The 20141-nt window shown below is 36.5% G+C and carries 21 protein-coding genes; 18 read left to right on the top strand and 3 right to left on the bottom strand.

Features of this window, described 5'->3' with window-relative positions; translation table 11 throughout:
* Positions 1 to 156 precede the first annotated feature (156 nt).
* Positions 157 to 1476 carry a branched-chain amino acid transport system II carrier protein gene (gene brnQ, locus BK137_RS16035; RefSeq protein WP_038179758.1) on the bottom strand — a complete coding sequence of 440 codons (1320 nt, stop codon included), beginning with the start codon at positions 1474 to 1476 and terminating at the stop codon, positions 157 to 159.
* A 343-nt stretch (positions 1477 to 1819) separates the two neighbouring features.
* On the opposite strand from brnQ, the gene BK137_RS16030 reads away from it, so the two are divergent.
* The gene (locus BK137_RS16030) at positions 1820 to 3514 is read left to right on the top strand and encodes a methyl-accepting chemotaxis protein (protein WP_038179756.1); all 1695 of its coding nucleotides are present in this window, start codon (positions 1820 to 1822) and stop codon (positions 3512 to 3514) included.
* A gap of 305 nt (positions 3515 to 3819) precedes the next feature.
* A complete protein-coding gene (locus BK137_RS16025; protein WP_038179754.1) occupies positions 3820 to 4860 on the top strand; it encodes a glycosyltransferase family 4 protein in 1041 nt (346 codons plus the stop codon).
* 272 nt (positions 4861 to 5132) lie between these two features.
* Here the strand turns inward: BK137_RS16025 and BK137_RS16020 are convergent, their stop codons facing one another.
* Together BK137_RS16020 and BK137_RS16015 are read right to left on the bottom strand one after the other, a co-directional pair.
* The gene (locus BK137_RS16020) at positions 5133 to 6230 is read right to left on the bottom strand and encodes an LCP family protein (protein WP_038179753.1); all 1098 of its coding nucleotides are present in this window, start codon (positions 6228 to 6230) and stop codon (positions 5133 to 5135) included.
* A gap of 137 nt (positions 6231 to 6367) precedes the next feature.
* On the bottom strand, positions 6368 to 7003 hold the full coding sequence (locus tag BK137_RS16015; protein ID WP_038179751.1) for a YigZ family protein: 636 nt from the start codon (positions 7001 to 7003) through the stop codon (positions 6368 to 6370).
* A 181-nt stretch (positions 7004 to 7184) separates the two neighbouring features.
* Between BK137_RS16015 and BK137_RS16010 the strand changes: the two genes are divergently transcribed.
* From BK137_RS16010 to hag, 16 genes are all read left to right on the top strand, one after another.
* Positions 7185 to 8339 (top strand): sensor histidine kinase, encoded by a 1155-nt coding sequence (locus BK137_RS16010; RefSeq protein WP_038179749.1) that lies wholly within the window; start codon positions 7185 to 7187, stop codon positions 8337 to 8339.
* A gap of 26 nt (positions 8340 to 8365) precedes the next feature.
* Positions 8366 to 9040: a response regulator gene (locus BK137_RS16005; protein WP_038179748.1), complete on the top strand. Its 675-nt coding sequence runs from the start codon at positions 8366 to 8368 to the stop codon at positions 9038 to 9040.
* A 459-nt stretch (positions 9041 to 9499) separates the two neighbouring features.
* Positions 9500 to 10147 (top strand): YybH family protein, encoded by a 648-nt coding sequence (locus BK137_RS16000; protein WP_051448564.1) that lies wholly within the window; start codon positions 9500 to 9502, stop codon positions 10145 to 10147.
* 161 nt (positions 10148 to 10308) lie between these two features.
* Positions 10309 to 11151, top strand: a complete 843-nt coding sequence (locus tag BK137_RS15995) for a DegV family protein (RefSeq protein WP_038179746.1) — start codon at positions 10309 to 10311, stop codon at positions 11149 to 11151.
* A gap of 134 nt (positions 11152 to 11285) precedes the next feature.
* Positions 11286 to 12725 carry an ATP-dependent helicase ComFA gene (locus tag BK137_RS15990; RefSeq protein ID WP_081730007.1) on the top strand — a complete coding sequence of 480 codons (1440 nt, stop codon included), beginning with the start codon at positions 11286 to 11288 and terminating at the stop codon, positions 12723 to 12725.
* 62 nt (positions 12726 to 12787) lie between these two features.
* Complete coding sequence (locus BK137_RS15985) at positions 12788 to 13324, top strand: ComF family protein (protein WP_235175674.1); 537 nt, start codon at positions 12788 to 12790, stop codon at positions 13322 to 13324.
* A 127-nt stretch (positions 13325 to 13451) separates the two neighbouring features.
* The gene (locus BK137_RS15980; protein ID WP_038179743.1) at positions 13452 to 13874 is read left to right on the top strand and encodes a TIGR03826 family flagellar region protein; all 423 of its coding nucleotides are present in this window, start codon (positions 13452 to 13454) and stop codon (positions 13872 to 13874) included.
* Between the two features lie 59 nt (positions 13875 to 13933).
* Positions 13934 to 14200: a hypothetical protein gene (locus BK137_RS15975; protein WP_038179740.1), complete on the top strand. Its 267-nt coding sequence runs from the start codon at positions 13934 to 13936 to the stop codon at positions 14198 to 14200.
* Positions 14201 to 14494: 294 nt separating this feature from the next.
* Entirely contained in the window at positions 14495 to 14758 is a 264-nt protein-coding gene (gene flgM / locus BK137_RS15970; protein ID WP_038179738.1) for a flagellar biosynthesis anti-sigma factor FlgM, read from the top strand.
* A gap of 18 nt (positions 14759 to 14776) precedes the next feature.
* Entirely contained in the window at positions 14777 to 15268 is a 492-nt protein-coding gene (locus tag BK137_RS15965) for a flagellar protein FlgN (RefSeq protein WP_038179736.1), read from the top strand.
* 22 nt (positions 15269 to 15290) lie between these two features.
* On the top strand, positions 15291 to 16940 hold the full coding sequence (flgK, locus tag BK137_RS15960) for a flagellar hook-associated protein FlgK (RefSeq protein ID WP_038179734.1): 1650 nt from the start codon (positions 15291 to 15293) through the stop codon (positions 16938 to 16940).
* Positions 16941 to 16952: 12 nt separating this feature from the next.
* On the top strand, positions 16953 to 17867 hold the full coding sequence (gene flgL, locus BK137_RS15955) for a flagellar hook-associated protein FlgL (RefSeq protein ID WP_038179732.1): 915 nt from the start codon (positions 16953 to 16955) through the stop codon (positions 17865 to 17867).
* Between the two features lie 65 nt (positions 17868 to 17932).
* Positions 17933 to 18496, top strand: a complete 564-nt coding sequence (locus BK137_RS15950) for a DUF6470 family protein (RefSeq protein WP_038179730.1) — start codon at positions 17933 to 17935, stop codon at positions 18494 to 18496.
* Between the two features lie 2 nt (positions 18497 to 18498).
* Positions 18499 to 18942 (top strand): flagellar assembly protein FliW, encoded by a 444-nt coding sequence (gene fliW, locus BK137_RS15945; RefSeq protein ID WP_038179728.1) that lies wholly within the window; start codon positions 18499 to 18501, stop codon positions 18940 to 18942.
* The gene (gene csrA / locus BK137_RS15940) at positions 18942 to 19166 is read left to right on the top strand and encodes a carbon storage regulator CsrA (protein ID WP_038179726.1); all 225 of its coding nucleotides are present in this window, start codon (positions 18942 to 18944) and stop codon (positions 19164 to 19166) included. Before fliW ends, csrA begins: the two co-directional genes overlap by 1 nt.
* A 141-nt stretch (positions 19167 to 19307) precedes the next feature.
* Positions 19308 to 20126, top strand: a complete 819-nt coding sequence (gene hag, locus BK137_RS15935; RefSeq protein WP_038179724.1) for a flagellin Hag — start codon at positions 19308 to 19310, stop codon at positions 20124 to 20126.
* Positions 20127 to 20141: the final 15 nt, after the last annotated feature.

Below are 20141 nucleotides of genomic sequence, written 5' to 3'. Positions count from 1 at the left end.
TATATAACATATCACAATTTGAGATAGATTCAAGGGGTGGAAAATAGATAAATAATGCAGAAAATAATGATTAATCAAAATAATTAATTAATTTAAGTTTTATTAACACAAAAATACCCAGAGCTTTGTGCTCTGGGTATTTTTGTGAAAAGTATCTTATTTTCTTGTAAATAATGAAATAATCCAACCAATGATTGTGCCAACTATTGCAGGTACTAACCAACCAATACCTTCTGCGTAAAGAGGTAAGTGGCTTAATAGATCTGCGTAAGCTGGGATATCCATTTTTGCTGCATGTAAACCGTCATATACACTAACTAGTGCAGTAGCGATTAATGCAACAGTGTAAACAACTGGTGCACCGTTAAAGAATTTATCGATTAAAGCTAAGCTCATTAACACGATGGCAATTGGATAGATAGCTAAAAGTACTGGTAAAGAGATCGAAATTAGTTGCTCTAAACCAAAGTTCGAAATAGCAGTACTGAAAACCGCGAAAATAAAAACAAAAGCTGGATACGGAACTTTAGGGAAAAGTTTTGTAAAGAATTGAGATGATGCTGTTAATAAACCGATTGAAGTAGTTAAACAAGCAAGTAGGATAACTGCTGACAATAGAATATTACCAAAATCACCGTAAAGAATGTTTGCAGATTTTGCAATAATTTCAGCACCACTACCTTGTGCACCAATTGTTTGGAAGCTTGATGCTCCAATATAACCTAAAGAAATATAAACTAAAGCTAAACCAGCTGCGGCAATAAATGCAGCGAAAATAGTTGTTTTAACAATCTTTTTATTATCTGTTACACCTTTAGCATGTAATGCTTGAATAATGACAATTCCGAATATTAAAGCAGCTAAGAAGTCCATAGTTAAGTATCCTTGTAGGAAACCTTCAGTAAATGGCTGCGTAGTATATTTACCAACTGCTTCACCAGGACCGTCCATTGGTGTAATAATACTTTTTGCTGCTAAAAGAGCAATTACTAATAGAAGAATTGGTGTAAGGATTTTACCAACACGGTCAACTAATTTCGTTGGGTTCAGTGCAAAGAATGTTGTTATTCCGAAGAAAACGATTGTAGAAATCAATAACGGAATAGAAGATTCACGCATCGCGTCTGATAAAAATGGTAAGACACCAATTTCATAAGATACTGTACCAGTACGTGGTATTGCGAAGAATGGTCCAATTGCCAAGTAGACGATGGAAGTAAAAACGACCCCAAATATTGGGTGAACTTTACCGGCCATATCTTGTAATTGACCACCAGCTTTAGCAACAGTGATGACCCCGATTAACGGTAAACCAACTCCAGTTATTAAAAAACCAAACATTGCTAGGTTGAATGATTCACCGGCTTGTTGACCTAATTGTGGAGGGAAGATAATATTACCTGCACCTAAGAATAATGCGAAAAGCATTAACCCTACTGCAACTTGTTCCCCGAGAGATAAAGATTTGTTCTTCATAAAAAAGACTCCTTTAAAAATTTACTTGCGTAATGGTTTCATCTATGAAAGCAAAACACTAATTTTTTCTTTAGGTAAATAAATATTCTTTGTAATCTGAAAATTCTAATTACAAATGTTATAAAAGTTCCTAAACAACTTTAACATGAATAAGTTAAGAATGGAACCTTAAAAAAAGACAAGCTAGTAGGATTTTTCTTAATCCAGCGCTTTATAGTATTAAAGCGCTTTCATTTCACGGAAAATATTTATGAATATAGTGTAAAGGGACTGTTAATTATTTGTAAAATGAAACTTTTAGTCTATTTTTTGTGCTAGATTGTCATTAAGGAGGGGTATATATATGTTTAAATGGAATAAAATGGACTTGAGAAGGAAGTATTTTCTTTCACTTAGTATTACTTTACTATTGTTTGCCATTATGACAGTCACACTCACTTTTCAAGTAAATGAGAATAGAAAATGGTCTCAAGAATTAGATAGTTTATCAAAGAGCATCAATGACATAGATATGTTATCAAAGGAATTTAGTACATTATATATTGCAATCATCCATTATGCAGGAGATCCGATAGCTAAGCATGATGCCTCGTATGGCACATCGATGTCTACTCTTGAAAGTTTACTAAAAAAATCAGGAGATGTTGTGCAACCTGGAAACTTGGAAGCAATCGGAGTGGAACTAAAAAGGATTAATGAATTATACATAAAGCGTTTGAAAGTATCAGTTGAGAAAAAAGACAATATTGCAAAAAGACGTCAACTAAATTCAGTTTATCAATCGTATGACAATATAGAGAAAAATTTAGACACAATCCGTGCTGGAGCATCAACTGAACGGGAGCAAATACTACAAAATATGAATGAAAGTCAACGAAGAACTTTAATCGTATTATGTGTGTCATTCCTTCTGGCGGTAGCCATTTCGACCGTATTAATGATGATCACAAATCGCCAAATTCGCCAACAACTTGAATTAGTTGCACAAACAGCGGATAGTATTTCTAAAGGTAATTTGAACGTTGCAGAATTACCTATTCATACGAATGACGAGATAGGACAAGTATCGACAGCGATGAATCATATGAAGCATCAACTTGTAGAAATGTTGCAAATAATTAAATCGTCAGCACATGAAATATCGAATGACAGTCATGTACTACAAAATTATTCAGTACAATCTTTAGAAGGATCAAAAATAGTATCAGTCTCACTTAAGGAGTCTTTGCAAAATGCAAAAGCACAGCAATATTCATCAGATGGTATTGTCGCTTTTATGGAACGCTTTTCAAATAATTTGCAGCAAATGGTTGGGCAAGTAGAGCAACTGTCAACACAGGGGCTTCAAGCTGAACAATATGTAGAAGATAGTAGTGTTTCGATGACTGAAGCTGTCAGCAAAATGATGGGGTTACAGCAACTTTTAATAGAAGCAGAACAAGAAAGAATACTTTTGCAAAAGCGTACTGATGAAATTGTCCGTGTCTCTCTATCGGTAAAACAAATTGCGAAACAAACGCATTTGTTAGCACTGAATGCGGAAATTGAAGCGGCACGCTCTGGTGAAGCAGGGAAGGGGTTCGCAGTTGTTGCAGAGGAGGTCCGTAAGTTAGCGGAAGAAGTTTCGAATGCTGCTCACAATATTCATAATTTGTCCGATGATATAACTGTACAAGGTACAACAATGGCGAATACTTTTAACGCGGGACTCATAACATCAGAAGAAAGTGCAACAGCAATTCAAAAGGCAGCACAGCAAATGACGATTATCATACAATATATAGGCGATACACGTGAACAATTTAAAGCGATATCCAGACAAATACAAACTGTAGAAAAAGAAAAGGAAAGTACGAAAACCTTGATTCACCAGTTAAATGACGCTATTTTTCAAAATACTGAGCATATTGAAGAGACGACATTGTTTTTAAGCGATAATCTATCAACTATAGAACTATTGTCGGCACGTATTCATGATGTTTCTGATCAAGTGATGACAATGCGTCAATCAACAACGAAGTTTGAGATGTCTAGTTAAGTGTAATTTATGGAAAAATGTTTAGCCTTCCTAGGAGGGGGGTACAATAATAAGAAAATGCCGTAATGCTTCTCCTAACTGCATTGTTGGGAGATTTTTTCTGTAGAAGTGGGAACTATTTAAAGGGAAACGTCGTCCTATAAACGAATTGACTAGAGTGTAAGAAAGTAATAATTTCGGTTAAACGAAGTGTGTTTTCTAGTAATTCATGCTATAATACATTGTAAATAAATTGTAAATATATTGGATGCATATTGTTGGCGTCTATAAAATATAAATGAAAAGAGTTATTAAGGAGGAAGGGTATGACATACCTTGCATGGATTGTAGCATTTATAGCTTCAATTTTACTGACTCCGCTTGTGAAACGACTCGCATTTCGTGTCGGTGCGGTCGATCGTCCAAATTATCGAAAAGTGCATGCTAAAATTATGCCAAGACTTGGTGGCTTAGCCATCTATCTTGCATTCCTCATAGGGATTTTGATTTTACGACCTATGCATGAAGCAATGCTTCCTCTATTAATTGGGAGCTTTGTCATTATTGTGACAGGCGCCCTTGATGATATGTTTGAGATTTCAGCGAAGGCTAAACTGCTTGGTCAGTTAATTGCTGCAGTAATCGTAATATTTTTTGGCGGAATTCAAATTGAACAAATAAACCTACCATTCGGTGGAGAACTTGATTTCGGTTTCCTAAGTATTCCGTTAACAATCATTTGGATTGTAGGTATTACGAATGCGATTAATCTAATTGATGGACTAGATGGCCTTGCTGCTGGTGTTTCAACCATTGCGTTGATTACACTTGCTGGAATGGCTTTTATAATGGGAAATACATTTGTTATCATCATGGCTACGATGCTAGCTGTAAGTTCTATTGGTTTTTTATTTTACAATTTCCATCCTGCTAAAATATTCATGGGTGATACAGGTTCGTTATTCCTCGGCTTCATGATTTCAGTATTAGCTTTAATGGGATTCAAAAACGTTACATTTGTTTCACTAGTTATTCCGATTATCATGCTTGGCGTACCAATCTCAGATACATTCTTTGCAATTGTTCGCCGCTTGTTAAATAAACAACCACCATTTTCACCAGATAAGTCACATTTACATCACTGCTTATTAAATATTGGTTTCACACATCGTCAAACTGTATTAATCATTTACGGGATGGCTGCGATGTTCGGCCTAGCAGCGATTGTTTTCTCTATGGCTAAGCTATGGGGAGCTATACTACTCATTACGGTATTGCTTGTTGCGATTGAGTTAATTGTAGAAATAATCGGACTAGCAGGATCGAATTATAGACCGCTATTAAACTTAGTACGTAGTAAAAAATAAATAGTAAAAGACGATATTGCAGAAACGACTGCGATATCGTCTTTTTATTTGAAAAGAGATAAATTCTTCTAGAGTAATTAAAGATATGAACGGGAGCTAGTAGCTTTAATGTCATTGTTATCAACTGTATTAATGCTCACATTAAAGTACATATAGGTCAGAGATGTTAGGGGGAGGTAACACTAAATTATTGACTTAATAAACTATATTCTAAACTCCTTGATGAACATAATAAAATCCCTTAGCCGAAGACGACTAAGGGATTTTTGTGATTATTGATTATTGTTGTTGTCTGATTGGTAGTTCGATTTGTAATCTGAATTATATCCAGAGCCTTCAGTATTATTTGTGTCTGCTGCATTATCTGCTTCACCTGAATTATCAGCTAGGTTGTTATCTATTAGCCCAAGTTGAGCACGTAAGATATTTTGCGTTTCTACTAATGCAGGCTCGTCTAATTGGTAGTAGTAAATACCAGTAGAAGTATCATCACTACCTTTAAGGGACAATGATTCTACGTTTGGCATACCACCTTTAATGTATTCAAAGAATGATTTCATTTCATTAAAAGTCATATTTGTTTTCATGTTGTTACCAACAGCTTCAAGAATGTTATCGTATTTAGTAAATGATGTAACGGAAGATGCTTTTTTCAGTATGGCAGCTAAAATCATTTGTTGGCGTTCACCACGTTGAATATCGCTATCTTGTTTACGTGTTCTTGCAAGCGCTAAGGCTTCACGACCATTTACCGTTTGTAAACCAGGTTTTAGGTTTACTGTACGCTTATCATTTTCATCAAGTTCATGAAGTTCATATGGAACATCTACTTCAACACCACCAAGAGCATCAACGATTTCGATAAATGCATCGAAATTTAAGCGGTAATAATAGTCAACCGGTACGTTTAATAAATTCTCTACAGTGTCAATTGTTGCGTTTGTGCCTCCAAGATGTGCGTGCGTAATTTTATCTTTCTTGTCTACATTAGGAATATAAACATATGAGTCACGAGGAATGCTTAATAACTTTACCGATTTCGATTTATTATTTAACGTTGCTAGTAGTAATGCATCGGAACGGGAATGTTCTGAACCTTGACCGCGTTTTTCACTATCGTCGATGCCGACAAATAGAATAGAGACATTATCTGTCATTGGCTTTACGGCCGATTCACGTAAATCCGACTTTACACGTGTATTGTCTTTGTCATATGCATTATTTGCCGCTTCTTCTGCTTTTTTGGTTAACCAATATGCGTAGGTGCCAGTTGAGACAACCATAAGGGCAATCAGAATTAAAGAAGTGCGTAATATCAGTTTTTTCTTTGAGGGCTTCTTTTTTCTTTGGCCCATTCTTAAATTAGTCATACATGATCTCCTCTAAATTAGGAATAAATGCTATATATAAATATTGGACGTATGGCTTATCCAAAAAGTTTCAAATGTAAATGTATAGCGAATTATATTATACTATGCAGATTTGTAACAGTAAAATTAAATTTATATTACCGCATGTCGAATTCTAAAAATTCTTGCTTTTCGCAATTTGTTTTACATTGTCCATTAGTCATTTCAATCATCCAATTCGTAAAGTCATCTACTTCTTCCTTTGGTACAAAGGTATAAAAATCCACATCATCAGTATACTCAATATTATCTAATATATAAGAAGAATTGCGAATAGCATTTTCTACTTTTCCTAACCATGTATAGCTAACGGAAACTTTCATCAAACTATGAAGGCGACGTTCAACCACAGTTGCAGCTTCAATTCCAACGGTAGTAGATTTACCGTAAGCACGGACCAAACCACCAGCTCCCAATTTAATGCCTCCAAAGTAACGAGTTACTACAACGACAGTATCTTTCAACTGTTGTTTTTTCAAAACTTCAAGCATAGGTACTCCGGCCGTACCACTAGGTTCACCATCATCATTTGCTTTTTGAATTTGATCATGTTCGCCAATTAGATAAGCCGAACAATTATGTGTTGCGGAATGATGCTCTTTTTTTATCTTATTTATAAAAGTAATGGCCTCTTCTTCAGTCTCTGCTCTCCCGCAATGCGCGATAAATCTCGATTTTGAGATGATTATTTCATCTGTTCCAAAGCTTTTTAGTGTATAATAGTTATCTCTCATGGTAAACTCCTTAAATAAATCAATTTATTTTTGACATCTAGTTGACACGAAATTTTAATAAAAAAAAATCATAAAAATGCTATAATTAACTTTGTGATACAGGAAAATAGGTGTATATATAGAATTATAATATATGCTCATTATTTCTTCTAAATGTAGCACAAATTGTAAGGGGTTTGGTATGTTGGGAGATAAAATTGATATAAAATCATTAGATTTAATTTTTAATCGAATGGTAAAAACAATAGACGAATCTAAAAGTGATATTTTTACGATCAGTGAACAGAGTAGACGGACATTTGAAGAAATGAAAATCGAACTGGAAGAAGTTCGTGAAAAAATCGCCGATGTAATTACTGAAAATGACATTTTAGAGACCAAAACGAAATTTGCTAGAGGAAGATTAGCGGAAGTATCAAAAAATTTCCAAACTTATTCTGAAGCAGAAATCCACAAAGCATACAATCAAGCAAATCAACTTCAAATACGTCATTCTGTTGTCCAAGCTGAAGAAAAACAGCTACGTGAGAAAAGAGATGACCTTGAAAGAAGGATGCGCAATTTACTTGATACGATTGAAAAAGCAAATCACCTCGTAAACCAAGTAAATGTCGTATTGAATTATTTGACCTTTGATTTGAAGCATGTCGGTCCAGCACTCGAAAATGCAAAGATGAAAGAAGACTTTACGATTAAGATCATCGAAGCAACAGAAGATGAACGAAAACGTATTTCTCGAGAGATTCACGATGGACCTGCACAGATGTTAGCCAATGTATTACTTCGCACAGATTTAATCAATCGCACATACCAAGAACGAGGGGTAGAAAAAGCATTACAAGAAATACTACAATTAAAAGATATGGTGCGCGATGCATTACATGAAGTAAGACGCATTATTTACGATTTACGTCCAATGGCTTTAGATGATCTAGGTATAATTCCAACACTAAAGAAATATCTTTCTTCAGTTGAAGAGTATAATAAAGGTACTGCAATCCATTTTCAGTCAATGGGTGAGCAAAGAAGAATGGGTACAAATTATGAGGTAGCCATTTTTAGACTTGTACAAGAATGCGTAAATAACGCTATAAAACATGGCAAAGCACTTGAAGTATGGGTTAAATTCGAATGGTTGGAAGAATATGCCAATGTAACTATAAAGGATAATGGTGTAGGATTCGATACTAATATTGTGAAAAAGAATTCATTCGGTTTAATTGGTATGCGCGAGCGCGTAGAATTACTTAGTGGAGAAATGGAAATGATTTCTGAAATTAATAATGGAACTCGAATAATATTCAAAATTCCACTAAATCATGAACAAAAGAATTAAAGTAGTATTAAATAGGAGGATTTTATATGACAAAAATAATAATAGTAGATGATCACCAATTATTCCGTGAAGGTGTAAAACGCATTTTAGATTTTGAAGATACATTCGACGTAGTAGCAGAAGGCGATGACGGTAAAGATGTTATCCAACTTTATGAAGAGTATAATCCAGATGTTGTATTAATGGATATTAATATGCCTCAAAAAAATGGTGTTGAAGCAACAGCTGAACTTTTAGAGAAATACGCAGATGCAAAAGTTATCATGCTTTCTATCCATGATGATGAATCATATGTATCACATGCATTAAAATCAGGCGCTCTTGGTTATATGTTAAAAGAAATGGATGCTGACGAAATTGTTGAAGCTATCAAGATCGTAGCTTCTGGTGGTTCTTACTTACATCCGAAAGTAACTAAAAACCTAGTAGCTGAGTACCGTCGCTTAAGCGAACGCGAAAACAAAGGTTCATTCCATCAAACTGAAATTCGTCGTCCATTCCATTTACTAACTAAACGTGAATGTGAAGTATTACAATTGTTAACTGATGGTCAAAGTAACCGTGCAATTGGTGAAACTTTATACATCTCAGAAAAAACAGTTAAAAACCACGTATCAAGTATTTTACAAAAAATGAACGTAAATGACCGTACACAAGCTGTAGTTACAGCAATTAAAAACGGCTGGGTTGAAGTACGCTAATTGTTTAACAAAATCAAGATAATGACAAGCTAATTGACGTAAGTAAAGATTCCGCCGCATTACTTGTGCTCAATTATGAATTAGCCTATTATTAAAAGTGCAGTTCAACTTTGAACATGGCACAATGTCAGAGCCTGCATTTAAAACTTGAATAGTATTGGTCACTTTCTGCATTCTTATAGTCTGCGATTAGCACTGCAAATTTATTTGCACGCATTCTATCATTTTGTATTTGATGGTACCAAGCACAACCCTGTTTCTCTTTGTCGAGAAGCGGGGTTGTGTGTTTTTCTGCAACTTTCAACGTGCTACAAACGTCATCTATTTGTAAATAATTAATAAAAAGAAATGGTGTATTAATCGATAAAAAAGATTAAGCTATAAGTTGGAACTTTCATAAAGCTATTAATTTTTAGGTAATCTACAAATATGCTACAATATCCGCGGGAGGTTTTGGAATTGAATATAAAAAAATGGTTGCTTGTCCCAGTATGTGCCTTATTGTTAGTGGCATGTGGCAATGATGACAGCACAACAAAAGAGAATACTGGTTCAGTCAATGATGGTGAGAACGCAACAACATCTAATGCGGTTGACCATAGTATTAAAGATAAAACTGAAGATGAAAAAAATGACGTAACTAAATCAGAAAAATCTGCAGTATCAGAAGAAACAAGCGAAGACGATCAAGCAATAGGATTTGAAATGGTAGATGGCAAAACAAAAGCAGCGACAAATGTTCCTGCTGAAGAGGAAAAAGCACTCCGTCAAGCATTTGATGAATACATTGCTGCTTTAAATGCAGAAGACATAGAGCGCTATAGCAAAACGCTTTCTAAAAATCCTACAGGCTTCGATATGGAAGAAGATGTGGAATATCAAAAACTAAACTTCGAAAATTTCGATATAAAACATACTGCAAAAGACGTAAATGTAGTTCAATATAATGAAAAAGAAGCGCAACTTTTAGCTCAAATTACTGTTGAAGTAGAATTAGATAATGGCGAACCGTTTAAACAGGCAGCTAGAACAAACACTGTCTTTGTTAAAGAAGATGGCAAATGGCTAGTAACACGCGTAGCTGCTATTGGTGAAAAAATGGAATAAGAAAAGGAGCAGCTACTTAATAGACAGGTAGCTGCTTTACTATTTTTTTCGTAAATAAAAACGAAATATAGCGAAGAGTAACATTTTTTGTAAATGCATTATTTATTATTTCACATTCTTACGATATTAATATACTATTGATGTAGGAGTGTGAACGATTAATGACAACTGCCATCGTAACAGACAGTACAGCTTACTTAACGCAAGCCGAGCGTGAACAATATAATATTCGCATGGTTCCATTAAGTGTTGTAATCAAACATGAAACATTTGAAGAAGAAGTAAACATAACAACTTCTAATTTTTATGATAAAGTACGAAATGATAACGAACTTCCAAAAACGTCACAACCACCAATTGGTACTTTTGTGACATTATTTGACGAGCTTTCAAAAGAATATGATGAAATTGTGGCTATACACTTATCAAGTGGTATTAGCGGTACATATCTAGGCGCTTTACAAGCCGGAGAAATGGTCCAAGGCATTGATGTCTATGGATTCGACAGTGAAATCTCTTGTGCTGTCCAAGGCTTCTATGTATTGAAAGCAGGCGAAATGGCCAAAGACGGCGCATCTGCAAAAGAAATTTTAGAAGCTCTTGAAGAAATGCGTAAAACAATGCGCGCTTATTTCATGGTAGACGATCTCGCGCATTTACAAAGAGGCGGTCGATTATCAGCAGCACAAGCTTTAATCGGTGGACTTTTACAAGTTAAGCCAATACTACATTTTGAAAACAAAGTCATCGTACCTTTCGAAAAAATTCGTACACGTAAGCGTGCCCTTAAACGAGTAGAGGACATGCTCGGTGAAGACGCAGCGAAATACGATCAACTTGATGCAGTAGTAATACACGGCAACTGTGAAGATGAAGCGAAAGAATGGATGGCAACTTTGCAAGATAGATTCCCAAATGTTAACGTCAAACTAAGCTATTTTGGACCCGTTATTGGAACTCACCTTGGTGAAGGCTCAATGGGGCTAGGTTGGGTAAAAAAATAAAGTAAACGACGAACCTCCTTACAAAATGTAGGGTGGTTTTTTTGTGGATTTGGAACTCTAAAATTGTTATTTGCAAACACATATAAAAGATTGTAAAATAAATCCAACTCTAACCCCTAGTAAGGAGGCAATATTTGCGTAAACGACTATACAAGCAACCAAGCAAAACTAACCGCTATATAGGCACCTTAGAAAACCCGTCACTGCGTGATTTCCTAACAGGACGCATTTGGCTACGTGAACATTCTCCCTTCTCAGATGAACTAATCACCCAACACATCCAATTTGGCTACATCGCCACTCTCCCTGGTGTGCAGAAAAACTCCAAAATGAATTCTCGATTTAAGCGTATGAACTATACATGTAATCGATGTGCTAACAATAATCCAAATCTATTTGTAACCTATTATTGTGCGGCTTGTGAGCAAACTTGTATCTATTGTAGACATTGCATCAGCATGGGGCGTGTCAGTAGTTGCTCGGATCTCATAAAATGGATTGGACCAACAACTAGAAAATCACCTAATCACTTATTCTCATGGACAGGCACCTTCACTCCCTATCAGCAAAAGGCTTCGAAAGAACTTATTGAAAGTATAAATGCAAACCGAGTTCATCTAATCCATGCAGTTTGTGGTGCTGGAAAGACTGAGATTTTATTCCCGGCTATTTACGAATGCTTAAAGAATGGAAAACGAATTGCAGTCGCAACTCCTCGAACGGATGTCGTATTAGAGCTCGCACCTCGTATTCAACATGTTTTTCCAAAGACAAAAACACAAGCACTCTACGGTGGCGCAGATGTCGACAAGAATTACGCCCCGATTATTATTGCGACGACACACCAGCTTTACCGTTTTGAGGATGCTTTTGATACGATCTTTGTCGATGAAGCCGATGCATTCCCATACACGCATGATGAAACTTTACAACATGCGGTTATTAAAGCTAAAAAAAGTGACGCACCCATTTTGTACGTTACAGCAACGCCATCTGAAAAACTAATCAATCAAATACAAAAACTGCAAGGCGGCTATTCATTTATTCCTCGAAGATATCACGGGCATCCACTTCCAGTACCACGTTATGAATCATTGTGGCGATACACAAAACAGATTGAATCAACTAGGTTACCAAAAAAACTTACTCAATGGACAAAGAAACAGCTCCAAGAGAATAAACCTTTTCTCATTTTCTTTCCAACTATCGCTCTAATGGAAAAGGCAATCCCGTTATTTCAGCAATTGGAACCAAGCATTCAAGCTGTTCATGCAGAAGATCCAAATCGAAAAGAAAAAGTGTTAGAACTCCGTGCAAAAAAAGTGAGGGGACTATTAACAACAACCATTTTAGAGCGAGGTATCACAATACCTAACGTACAAGTGGCGGTAGTAGGAGCAGAAAGTGGTATCTTCACTTCAAGTGCACTCATTCAAATAGGAGGAAGAGTTGGACGCTCTTACGACTGTCCTACAGGCGACCTTGTCTTCTTTCACCACGGTATCTCTGTTGAAATGGACCGAGCAACAAAAGAAATAAAACGTCTCAATAAAACGGAGCTAACAACAATATGAATATGAATTGTTATCTATGTTCAAGGCCTTTAAAAAGACAATTAACTTGGAAGCAACTGATTATGTATGAACAGCAAGCAGTCATTTGTCCTACTTGCCATAGCAAATTTGAGTTTGTTAAGCCAGGGGAACAAAAGTCTCCAGATATCCAAGCATTATTTCATTATAATGAAGCAATGAAAGACTTCCTACATCAATACAAATTTTTAAAAGATATTGTGTTAAAAGATGTATTTAGATCTGAAATTACCAAAGCACTAAAAAACACTGACGCTGTTATTGTGCCAATTCCGATGCATCCAGAAAAAATAATATTACGCACATTTGCCCATATTGATGAATTGTTGAAAGCGGCAGGCATACCCTATACACATTTACTCGAGAAAATTTCAATTGAATCCCAATCATCTAAATCAAAAGTGGAACGTGAACAAAGCGCTCAGCTATTTCAATTAAAGCCGAATATTATAATTGAAAAACGATCACATATTTTAATAGATGATATAGTAACAACTGGAACCACTTTAAAACATGCCAAAGCTATACTCACTGAGGCTGGAGCATCTTCCGTAAAAGCGTTCACCCTAATTCAGGGTTAGTTAAAAAGATACAAAAAATCGTACGATTCTGTACAATCTCCCTGTGTTTTATAAATTTTAGGTTGATTTTACCGACAATATAACTAGTATATTAAGTAGAAGAATTTAAATTCCAGGGGGTAAGAACATGGGTGAATTGCGAAGTTGTCCAAAATGTGGGGACTTTTATAACTATACTGGCATTAGAGAAGTTTGCGGAAAATGTGCGCAAGATGAAGAGAAAATATACGAGGCTGTATACCGTTTCTTACGCAAACGCGATAATCGATCAGCGACAATCGAGCAAATTGTCGAAGCTACAGGTGTAGAAGAGGAATTACTACATAAATGGGTAAGGAAAGGTCGCTTGCAACCAGCTATGTTCCCAAACCTAGGTTATCCTTGTGACAGCTGCGGAGCTCTAACGACGAAAGGCAAGCTCTGCATTAAATGCCAAACCGAACTAAAATCCGAACTCAATAAATTCGAAGCAGCACGCGAATTTAGAACAAGCGTAGAAGACTCAGACCGAGCAACATACTATGCCGACGTGAATAAGAAAAAGCAATAAAATATAAATCTTCGCATACTTAGTATGTGGGGATTTTTTGTTTTTGAGTTAAGGAGCTTATGAGTAGTGGGAAAAGTGCTAAAATCCGAGCGAGAAGCGCCAAACCAGGAGCGAGTAGCGTTAAAGCGGGGGTGAGAAGCGCCAAAGCGGGAGCGAGTAGCGCCAAAGCGGGAGCGAGTAGCGCCAAAGCGGGAGCGAGTAGCGCCAAAGCGAGAGTGAGTAGCGCCAAAGTGGGAGCGAGTAGCGCAAAAGCAGAAGCGAGTAGCGCCAAAGTAAGAGCGAGTAGCGCCAAAGCGAGTGAGAAGCGCAAAAGCGAGAGTGAGTAGCGCCAAAGCAGGGGTGAGAAGCGCCAAAGCACGAGCGAGTAGCGCTAAAGTGAGAGTGAGAAGCGCCAAAGCAGAAGCGAGTAGCGCCAAATCCAGAGCGACCAACCCCAAACTCCAAACAAACACCACCGAAAGCTCCCGTCAACTACCCTCCCACAAATAAGGCATATAGCACTAGCAATTAAAAAACAGATTAGGATGTCTTTCGCTTTTATTACAAAATACTTAACATCGATATAAACCAACCGAAATAATGAATATATAAAAGGAACGATTGAGAGGAGGCCATTCTATATGAAAATTACCAACTATGGCGTGAACGCTGTAAACCCATATAAAAACCAGCCTGTAAAATCTGACTTTGCTAATAAATCGGTAGCGAATAAGGCAGATCAGCTAGAGATTTCATCAGCTGCAAAAGATCTTCAAGGAATTGTCAGTTATGCAGATGAAAGAGCTGAGCGCGTACAAGCATTAAAAGCGCAAATTCAAGAGGGCAATTATAAAGTAGACGCAAAACAAGTCGCTTCAGATTTATTGAAATACTATCGCCCATAAACAAAAGGAGTATGAGATATGTCCATTGAAATGATTTTATCCGTTATGGATAAATTAGAAAAAATGCATAAAAGCCTGTTAGAACTTGCATATCACAAAACGGAGTTCATCAAAACAGGAGACATGGACAGACTCGATCAATTGCTCAAGGACGAGCAATCGCATGTAGCTGCCATCACACAGCTCGAGCAACAGCGTCAGCAAGCGGTAACGGATTACCTTAAGGCAAAAGGAATTGCCTCTGCTGAACATGCAACTGTCGCTCAAGTAATGGAAGTAGCTGATACGCCAATTGAACAACTCAAATTAGACGAAGCCCGCAAAAAACTGCTACTCGTCATTGAAACTCTCAAGTATCAAAACGACTTAAATCAAAAAATGATTTTCCAATCACTGCAATTCGTCAATATGACACTCGATATGTTGCGCCCGCAACCAGACCAAATCAACTACTCACAAACCGAAGTTCGTGGCAGCAGCTTAAAAACAAGTTTTGACTCACAAGCATAATGATATAAAGGAGGAAATATAAATGCGCTCCACATTTATGGGATTAGAAACAAGTAAACGAGGCCTATATACGCAACAAAGTGCTCTATACACAACCGGCCACAATATCTCGAACGCTAATACAATTGGCTACTCACGCCAACGAGTTAATATGCAAGCAACACTTGGTTATCCTGGTGCTGGCCTGAATGCACCGATGACTGCTGGGCATATCGGAACAGGGGTGGAAGCAGGTTCAGTACAACGTATTCGCGACCAGTTTTTAGATAGACAGTTTAGACAAGAAACGACAAAGCTTGGATATTGGGGGGCTAAAACGGATGCTATTAGTCAGATGGAAGACATTATGGCTGAGCCATCTGAATATGGTTTAAACCAGGCATTTAATGATTTTTATCAATCATTGCAGGATATTAGTACCAACTCACAAAATGCTTCTGCTCGTAAAGTAGCGCTTGAGCGTGCTGCTCATTTAGCAGATTCATTCAATTACATAAATTCTCAGCTTAAAGAAGTTCAAGGAAACTTAAAAAACGAACTCCGTGTAGAAACAGATGCAATTAATTCAATCTTACGTCAGATTGCTAATATTAATGATCAAATTCAAAAAGTTGAACCAAATGGTTACTTACCAAATGATTTATATGATGCTCGAGATAATTTAATCGATCAATTGTCGGAATATGTACCAATCGAAACTAGCTATACAAAATCAGGTGGAAACGCTTTAGGAATTGCTGAAGGTTCAGTAGTAATTAAATTAAAAGGTTCTGGTACGACACTAGTTGAAGGAAATAAAGTAGCACAATTACAAGCTCAAGGTAAAAGTATAGATAAAGATGGTAATATAACTGGAGCTGCTGGTGCATTAACTGATGATTTAACAGAATTTCAAGCATTTACGGGTTTTGGTGTTTCGAATTTAGTGAGTGTAGAGGATGCGAAGAACTTACAACCAAATCAATTTGGTGCCTCTTCTATTAAGGTAGAAGATATGCAAATTGGTGGTGGTAAAATGATCTCACTAGCTCACTCATATGGATATGAAAAAACCGGAGTAGCTTTGCCACAAGGTGACTACCCAAATTCTATGCAAGAACTCAGCAAACTAGCAAAAGCATTTGTTAGTGCATTTAATCAAATCCACAATGCAGGATACCAATTGAACAGCAATACAAAAGGAACAGATTTCTTTAAAATTGAAAATGATGGAAAAGTAACAGTTTTAATTACAGACCCATCACAAATTGCTGCATCTACTGAGCCAAATGAAGAAGGTAATGGTAAATTAGCGATTTTATTATCCAATTTAAAAACAACCTCCTTATCAAATGGTAAGGTAATTGATTTAGGGAATGGTAATTCAATTACATTAGCATTCACAGCAGGAGAAGATGATTTAGAAGGTGCTACAACACAATCATTCTACCAAGGGCTTGTAGGTAAAATAGCAGTAAATGGCTCTGAGGCAGAGAAGATGACATATAATGCAACTACTATCCAATTAACAGTTAGTAATAATCGTGCTTCAGTAAGCTCAGTATCATTAGACGAAGAAATGACGAATATGATCATGTTCCAGCAAGCTTACAATGCTTCAGCAAGAATGGTAACGGTAGTGGACGAAACTTTAGATAAAATTATTAACGGTATGGGCCGTGTGGGTATATAGGAGGTTAGTTAAATGCGTATAACACAATCAATGTTATCAAGTAATATGCTACGTAACTTAAGTAATAGCTATAACAAAATGGGAAAGCTACAACAACAAATTTCATCGGGTTCCAAGCTTACTCGCCCATCAGATGATCCAGTTGCCGCTATTAAAGGTATGGGATATCGTACAGACTTAACAAAAAATTCCCAATTTACACGTAACATGGATGAAGTAAATAATTGGTTGGATACAACCGATGAGGCTCTAGGTCAAGTTGGGGATGCTTTAAAACGTGTACAAGAGCTTGTTACACAAGCAGCAACGGATACAAATACAGATGAGGATCGTCAAAAAATAAAAACTGAAATTGACCAAATTCGTCAGCAAATTCGCGATGTGGCAAACACGCAAAGCGGTGAGAAATACATTTTTAGCGGTACAAAAACATTAGAACCTTTATTTGCAGATACAACAGCAAATGCAGGTGCTGGCCAACTAACAACACTTCAAGGCAATACGCAACAAGTTGAAGTGGAAGTATACAATGGCGTGACATTAGGTGTTAATACAAACGGCAAAGACCTTTTTGCAAATATTGATAAATTAATGAGCGATGTTCAATCGAAATTAAATGATCCAGATGCATTAAATGCAGGAACTACATCAGGTACTGAAATTGGTAACTTATTAGGCGATATTACAACTCAACAGAACTCGGTATTAGAATCACTTGCTCAGGTTGGGGCTAAGCAAAATCGTGTAGAAATGATGACAAATCGTCTTTCGGCACAAGAAGTAAATGTCACAAAACAACTGTCTAACAATGAAGATGTAGACTATGAAAAAGTTATAACACAACTTATCACGGAAGAATCAATCCACCGTGCATCATTATCCGTAGGTGGACGAATCATCCAACCTACATTAGTAGATTTTTTATAATCAATACTTAGCCAAAAGGCTCTCGCTGTCTAGAGCGGGAGTCTTTTTTAAAGGAGTGAAGGTTCTTGAAACTTGATCATATCCAAATTCGTACCACAGATGCAAAGATAGGCATTAATATTACTGAGCCGATACAAAAAATCAAACAGCCAAGGGCTCAACAGCATATTGAACAACCTGCGGCTACGGTACAAATTAATTCTGACCCAGCTAAATTACTAATTGATTCTTCACAGGCTAATCGAGATTTAGGGTTATATACAAACCGTGAATCTATTCAGAAATTTGCAAGTGATGGCATGCAAAAAGTTTCAGAAGGGGTAGGAAGACGAGCAAGCGAAGGTCGTCAAATGATGAATATAGGTAAAGGAAAAGCAAGTGTTGTACCTTTAATTGCCCAAAGTAATGCAAATCCGTCCCCTAAAAATTTAGGTATTACGTGGAAGCCATCAGTAGGCGCGGTTAAAATACGATACGTACCTGATCAATTAAACATTAATACCACACTTCAAAATCCAAAGATTGATGTTCAAATTGGAAAAGTAGTACATGACTATACACCTGGTGATGTAACGGGAACAATGCTACAATACCCATCAATAGAAACAACAGTTGTAAAAGGGGAGTAAATATGAATATTAAAACTAAATTCTTAGGTTCTGTAGAAATTAAAGAAGAAGACATAATTAAATTTGAAGAAGGAATTCCTGGTTTTGAAGGTGCGAAAAAATTCATTATTCTCCCTTTAGAAAAGGAATCGCCATTTGCAATATTACAATCGATTGAACAAGTTGAAGTCGGATTCGTTGTCGCATTTCCTTTCTTGTTTAAAAAAAATTATGCATTTGATTTACCCAAATCTGATAAGGTCTCATTAAAAGCAGAAGTGGAATCTGATATTGTTACATATTCTATCGTTACATTAAAGGACCCATTCGATTCATCAACTTTAAATCTATTAGCACCAGTCCTTATTAACATCAAAGAAAAAATTGGTAAGCAAATCGTCCTTCAAGAAAATGGGGAATATGCGCTGCGCCATCCAATAGGTACATTGGAAGGAAGTGCAAAATAATGCTAGTCCTCACACGTAAAACAGGGGAATCGATTATGGTTGGAGATCAAATTGAACTGAAAGTGCTATCAGTAGATGGTGATCAAGTCAAGTTGGGCATTGTGGCACCAAAATCCGTAAAAGTACACCGATCGGAAGTTTATCAATCTATTCAACAACAAAATAAAGAGGCGTTGAATGTATCTCAATCACTATTAGAACAACTTTCAAAAAAAACTTTTTAAAAACTCTAAAAAACTATTAAACATTTACATTGGCGTACGATATAACTATTGTAAGGCAGAGGGTAAGTGTAAACAAACTAACTGTCTAACACAGTCCACATGGAAGTGGAACTAAAAACAATTTCAAGGAGGAATCTCACAATGAGAATTCAACACAACATCGCAGCATTAAATACACACCGTAATTTATCATTTAACAACACGCAGTCTTCTAAGAACTTAGAAAAATTATCTTCAGGTTACCAAATTAACCGTGCTGGAGATGACGCAGCTGGTCTTGCTATCTCTGAAAAAATGCGTGGACAAATCCGCGGTTTAGATATGGCATCTAAAAACGCTCAAGATTCTATCTCTTTAATTCAAACTGCAGAGGGTGCACTTAACGAAACACACTCTATTTTACAACGTATGCGTGAATTATCTGTTCAAGCTGCTAACGATACAAACGTTACTGCTGACCGTAAATCAATCCAAGATGAATTAACAGCTTTAACTTCAGAAATCGATCGTATTGCTAATAATACTGAGTTCAATACTCAAAATCTACTTAATGGTAAATTCAGTGGTAAAACTTTCCACATCGGTGCGAATTCAGGACAATCTATTAAATTGTCTATCGCTACAATGGGCGCATCAGCATTAAAAGTTACTGCTGGCGCTGTAAAAGTATCAAGTACTTCTGCAGCAAGTGCTTCAATTACTGCTATTAACAAAGCAATCGAAACAGTTTCGACTCAACGTTCTAAATTAGGTGCTGTTCAAAACCGTTTAGAGCATACTATTAACAACTTAGGTGCTTCATCAGAAAATTTATCAGCTGCTGAGTCTCGTATCCGTGACACAGATATGGCGAAAGAAATGATGGCTTTCACTAAGAACAACATCTTAACTCAAGCTGCACAATCTATGCTAGCTCAAGCTAACCAACAGCCTCAAGGCGTATTACAACTTTTACAATAATCTTTATAGTGTTTA

This window comes from Viridibacillus arenosi (assembly GCF_001955655.1).
GTDB classification, from domain to species: Bacteria; Bacillota; Bacilli; order Bacillales_A; family Planococcaceae; genus Viridibacillus; species Viridibacillus arenosi.
Note: the sequence above shows the minus strand (reverse complement) of the source record. Positions and strands in the feature narration are given on the sequence as shown.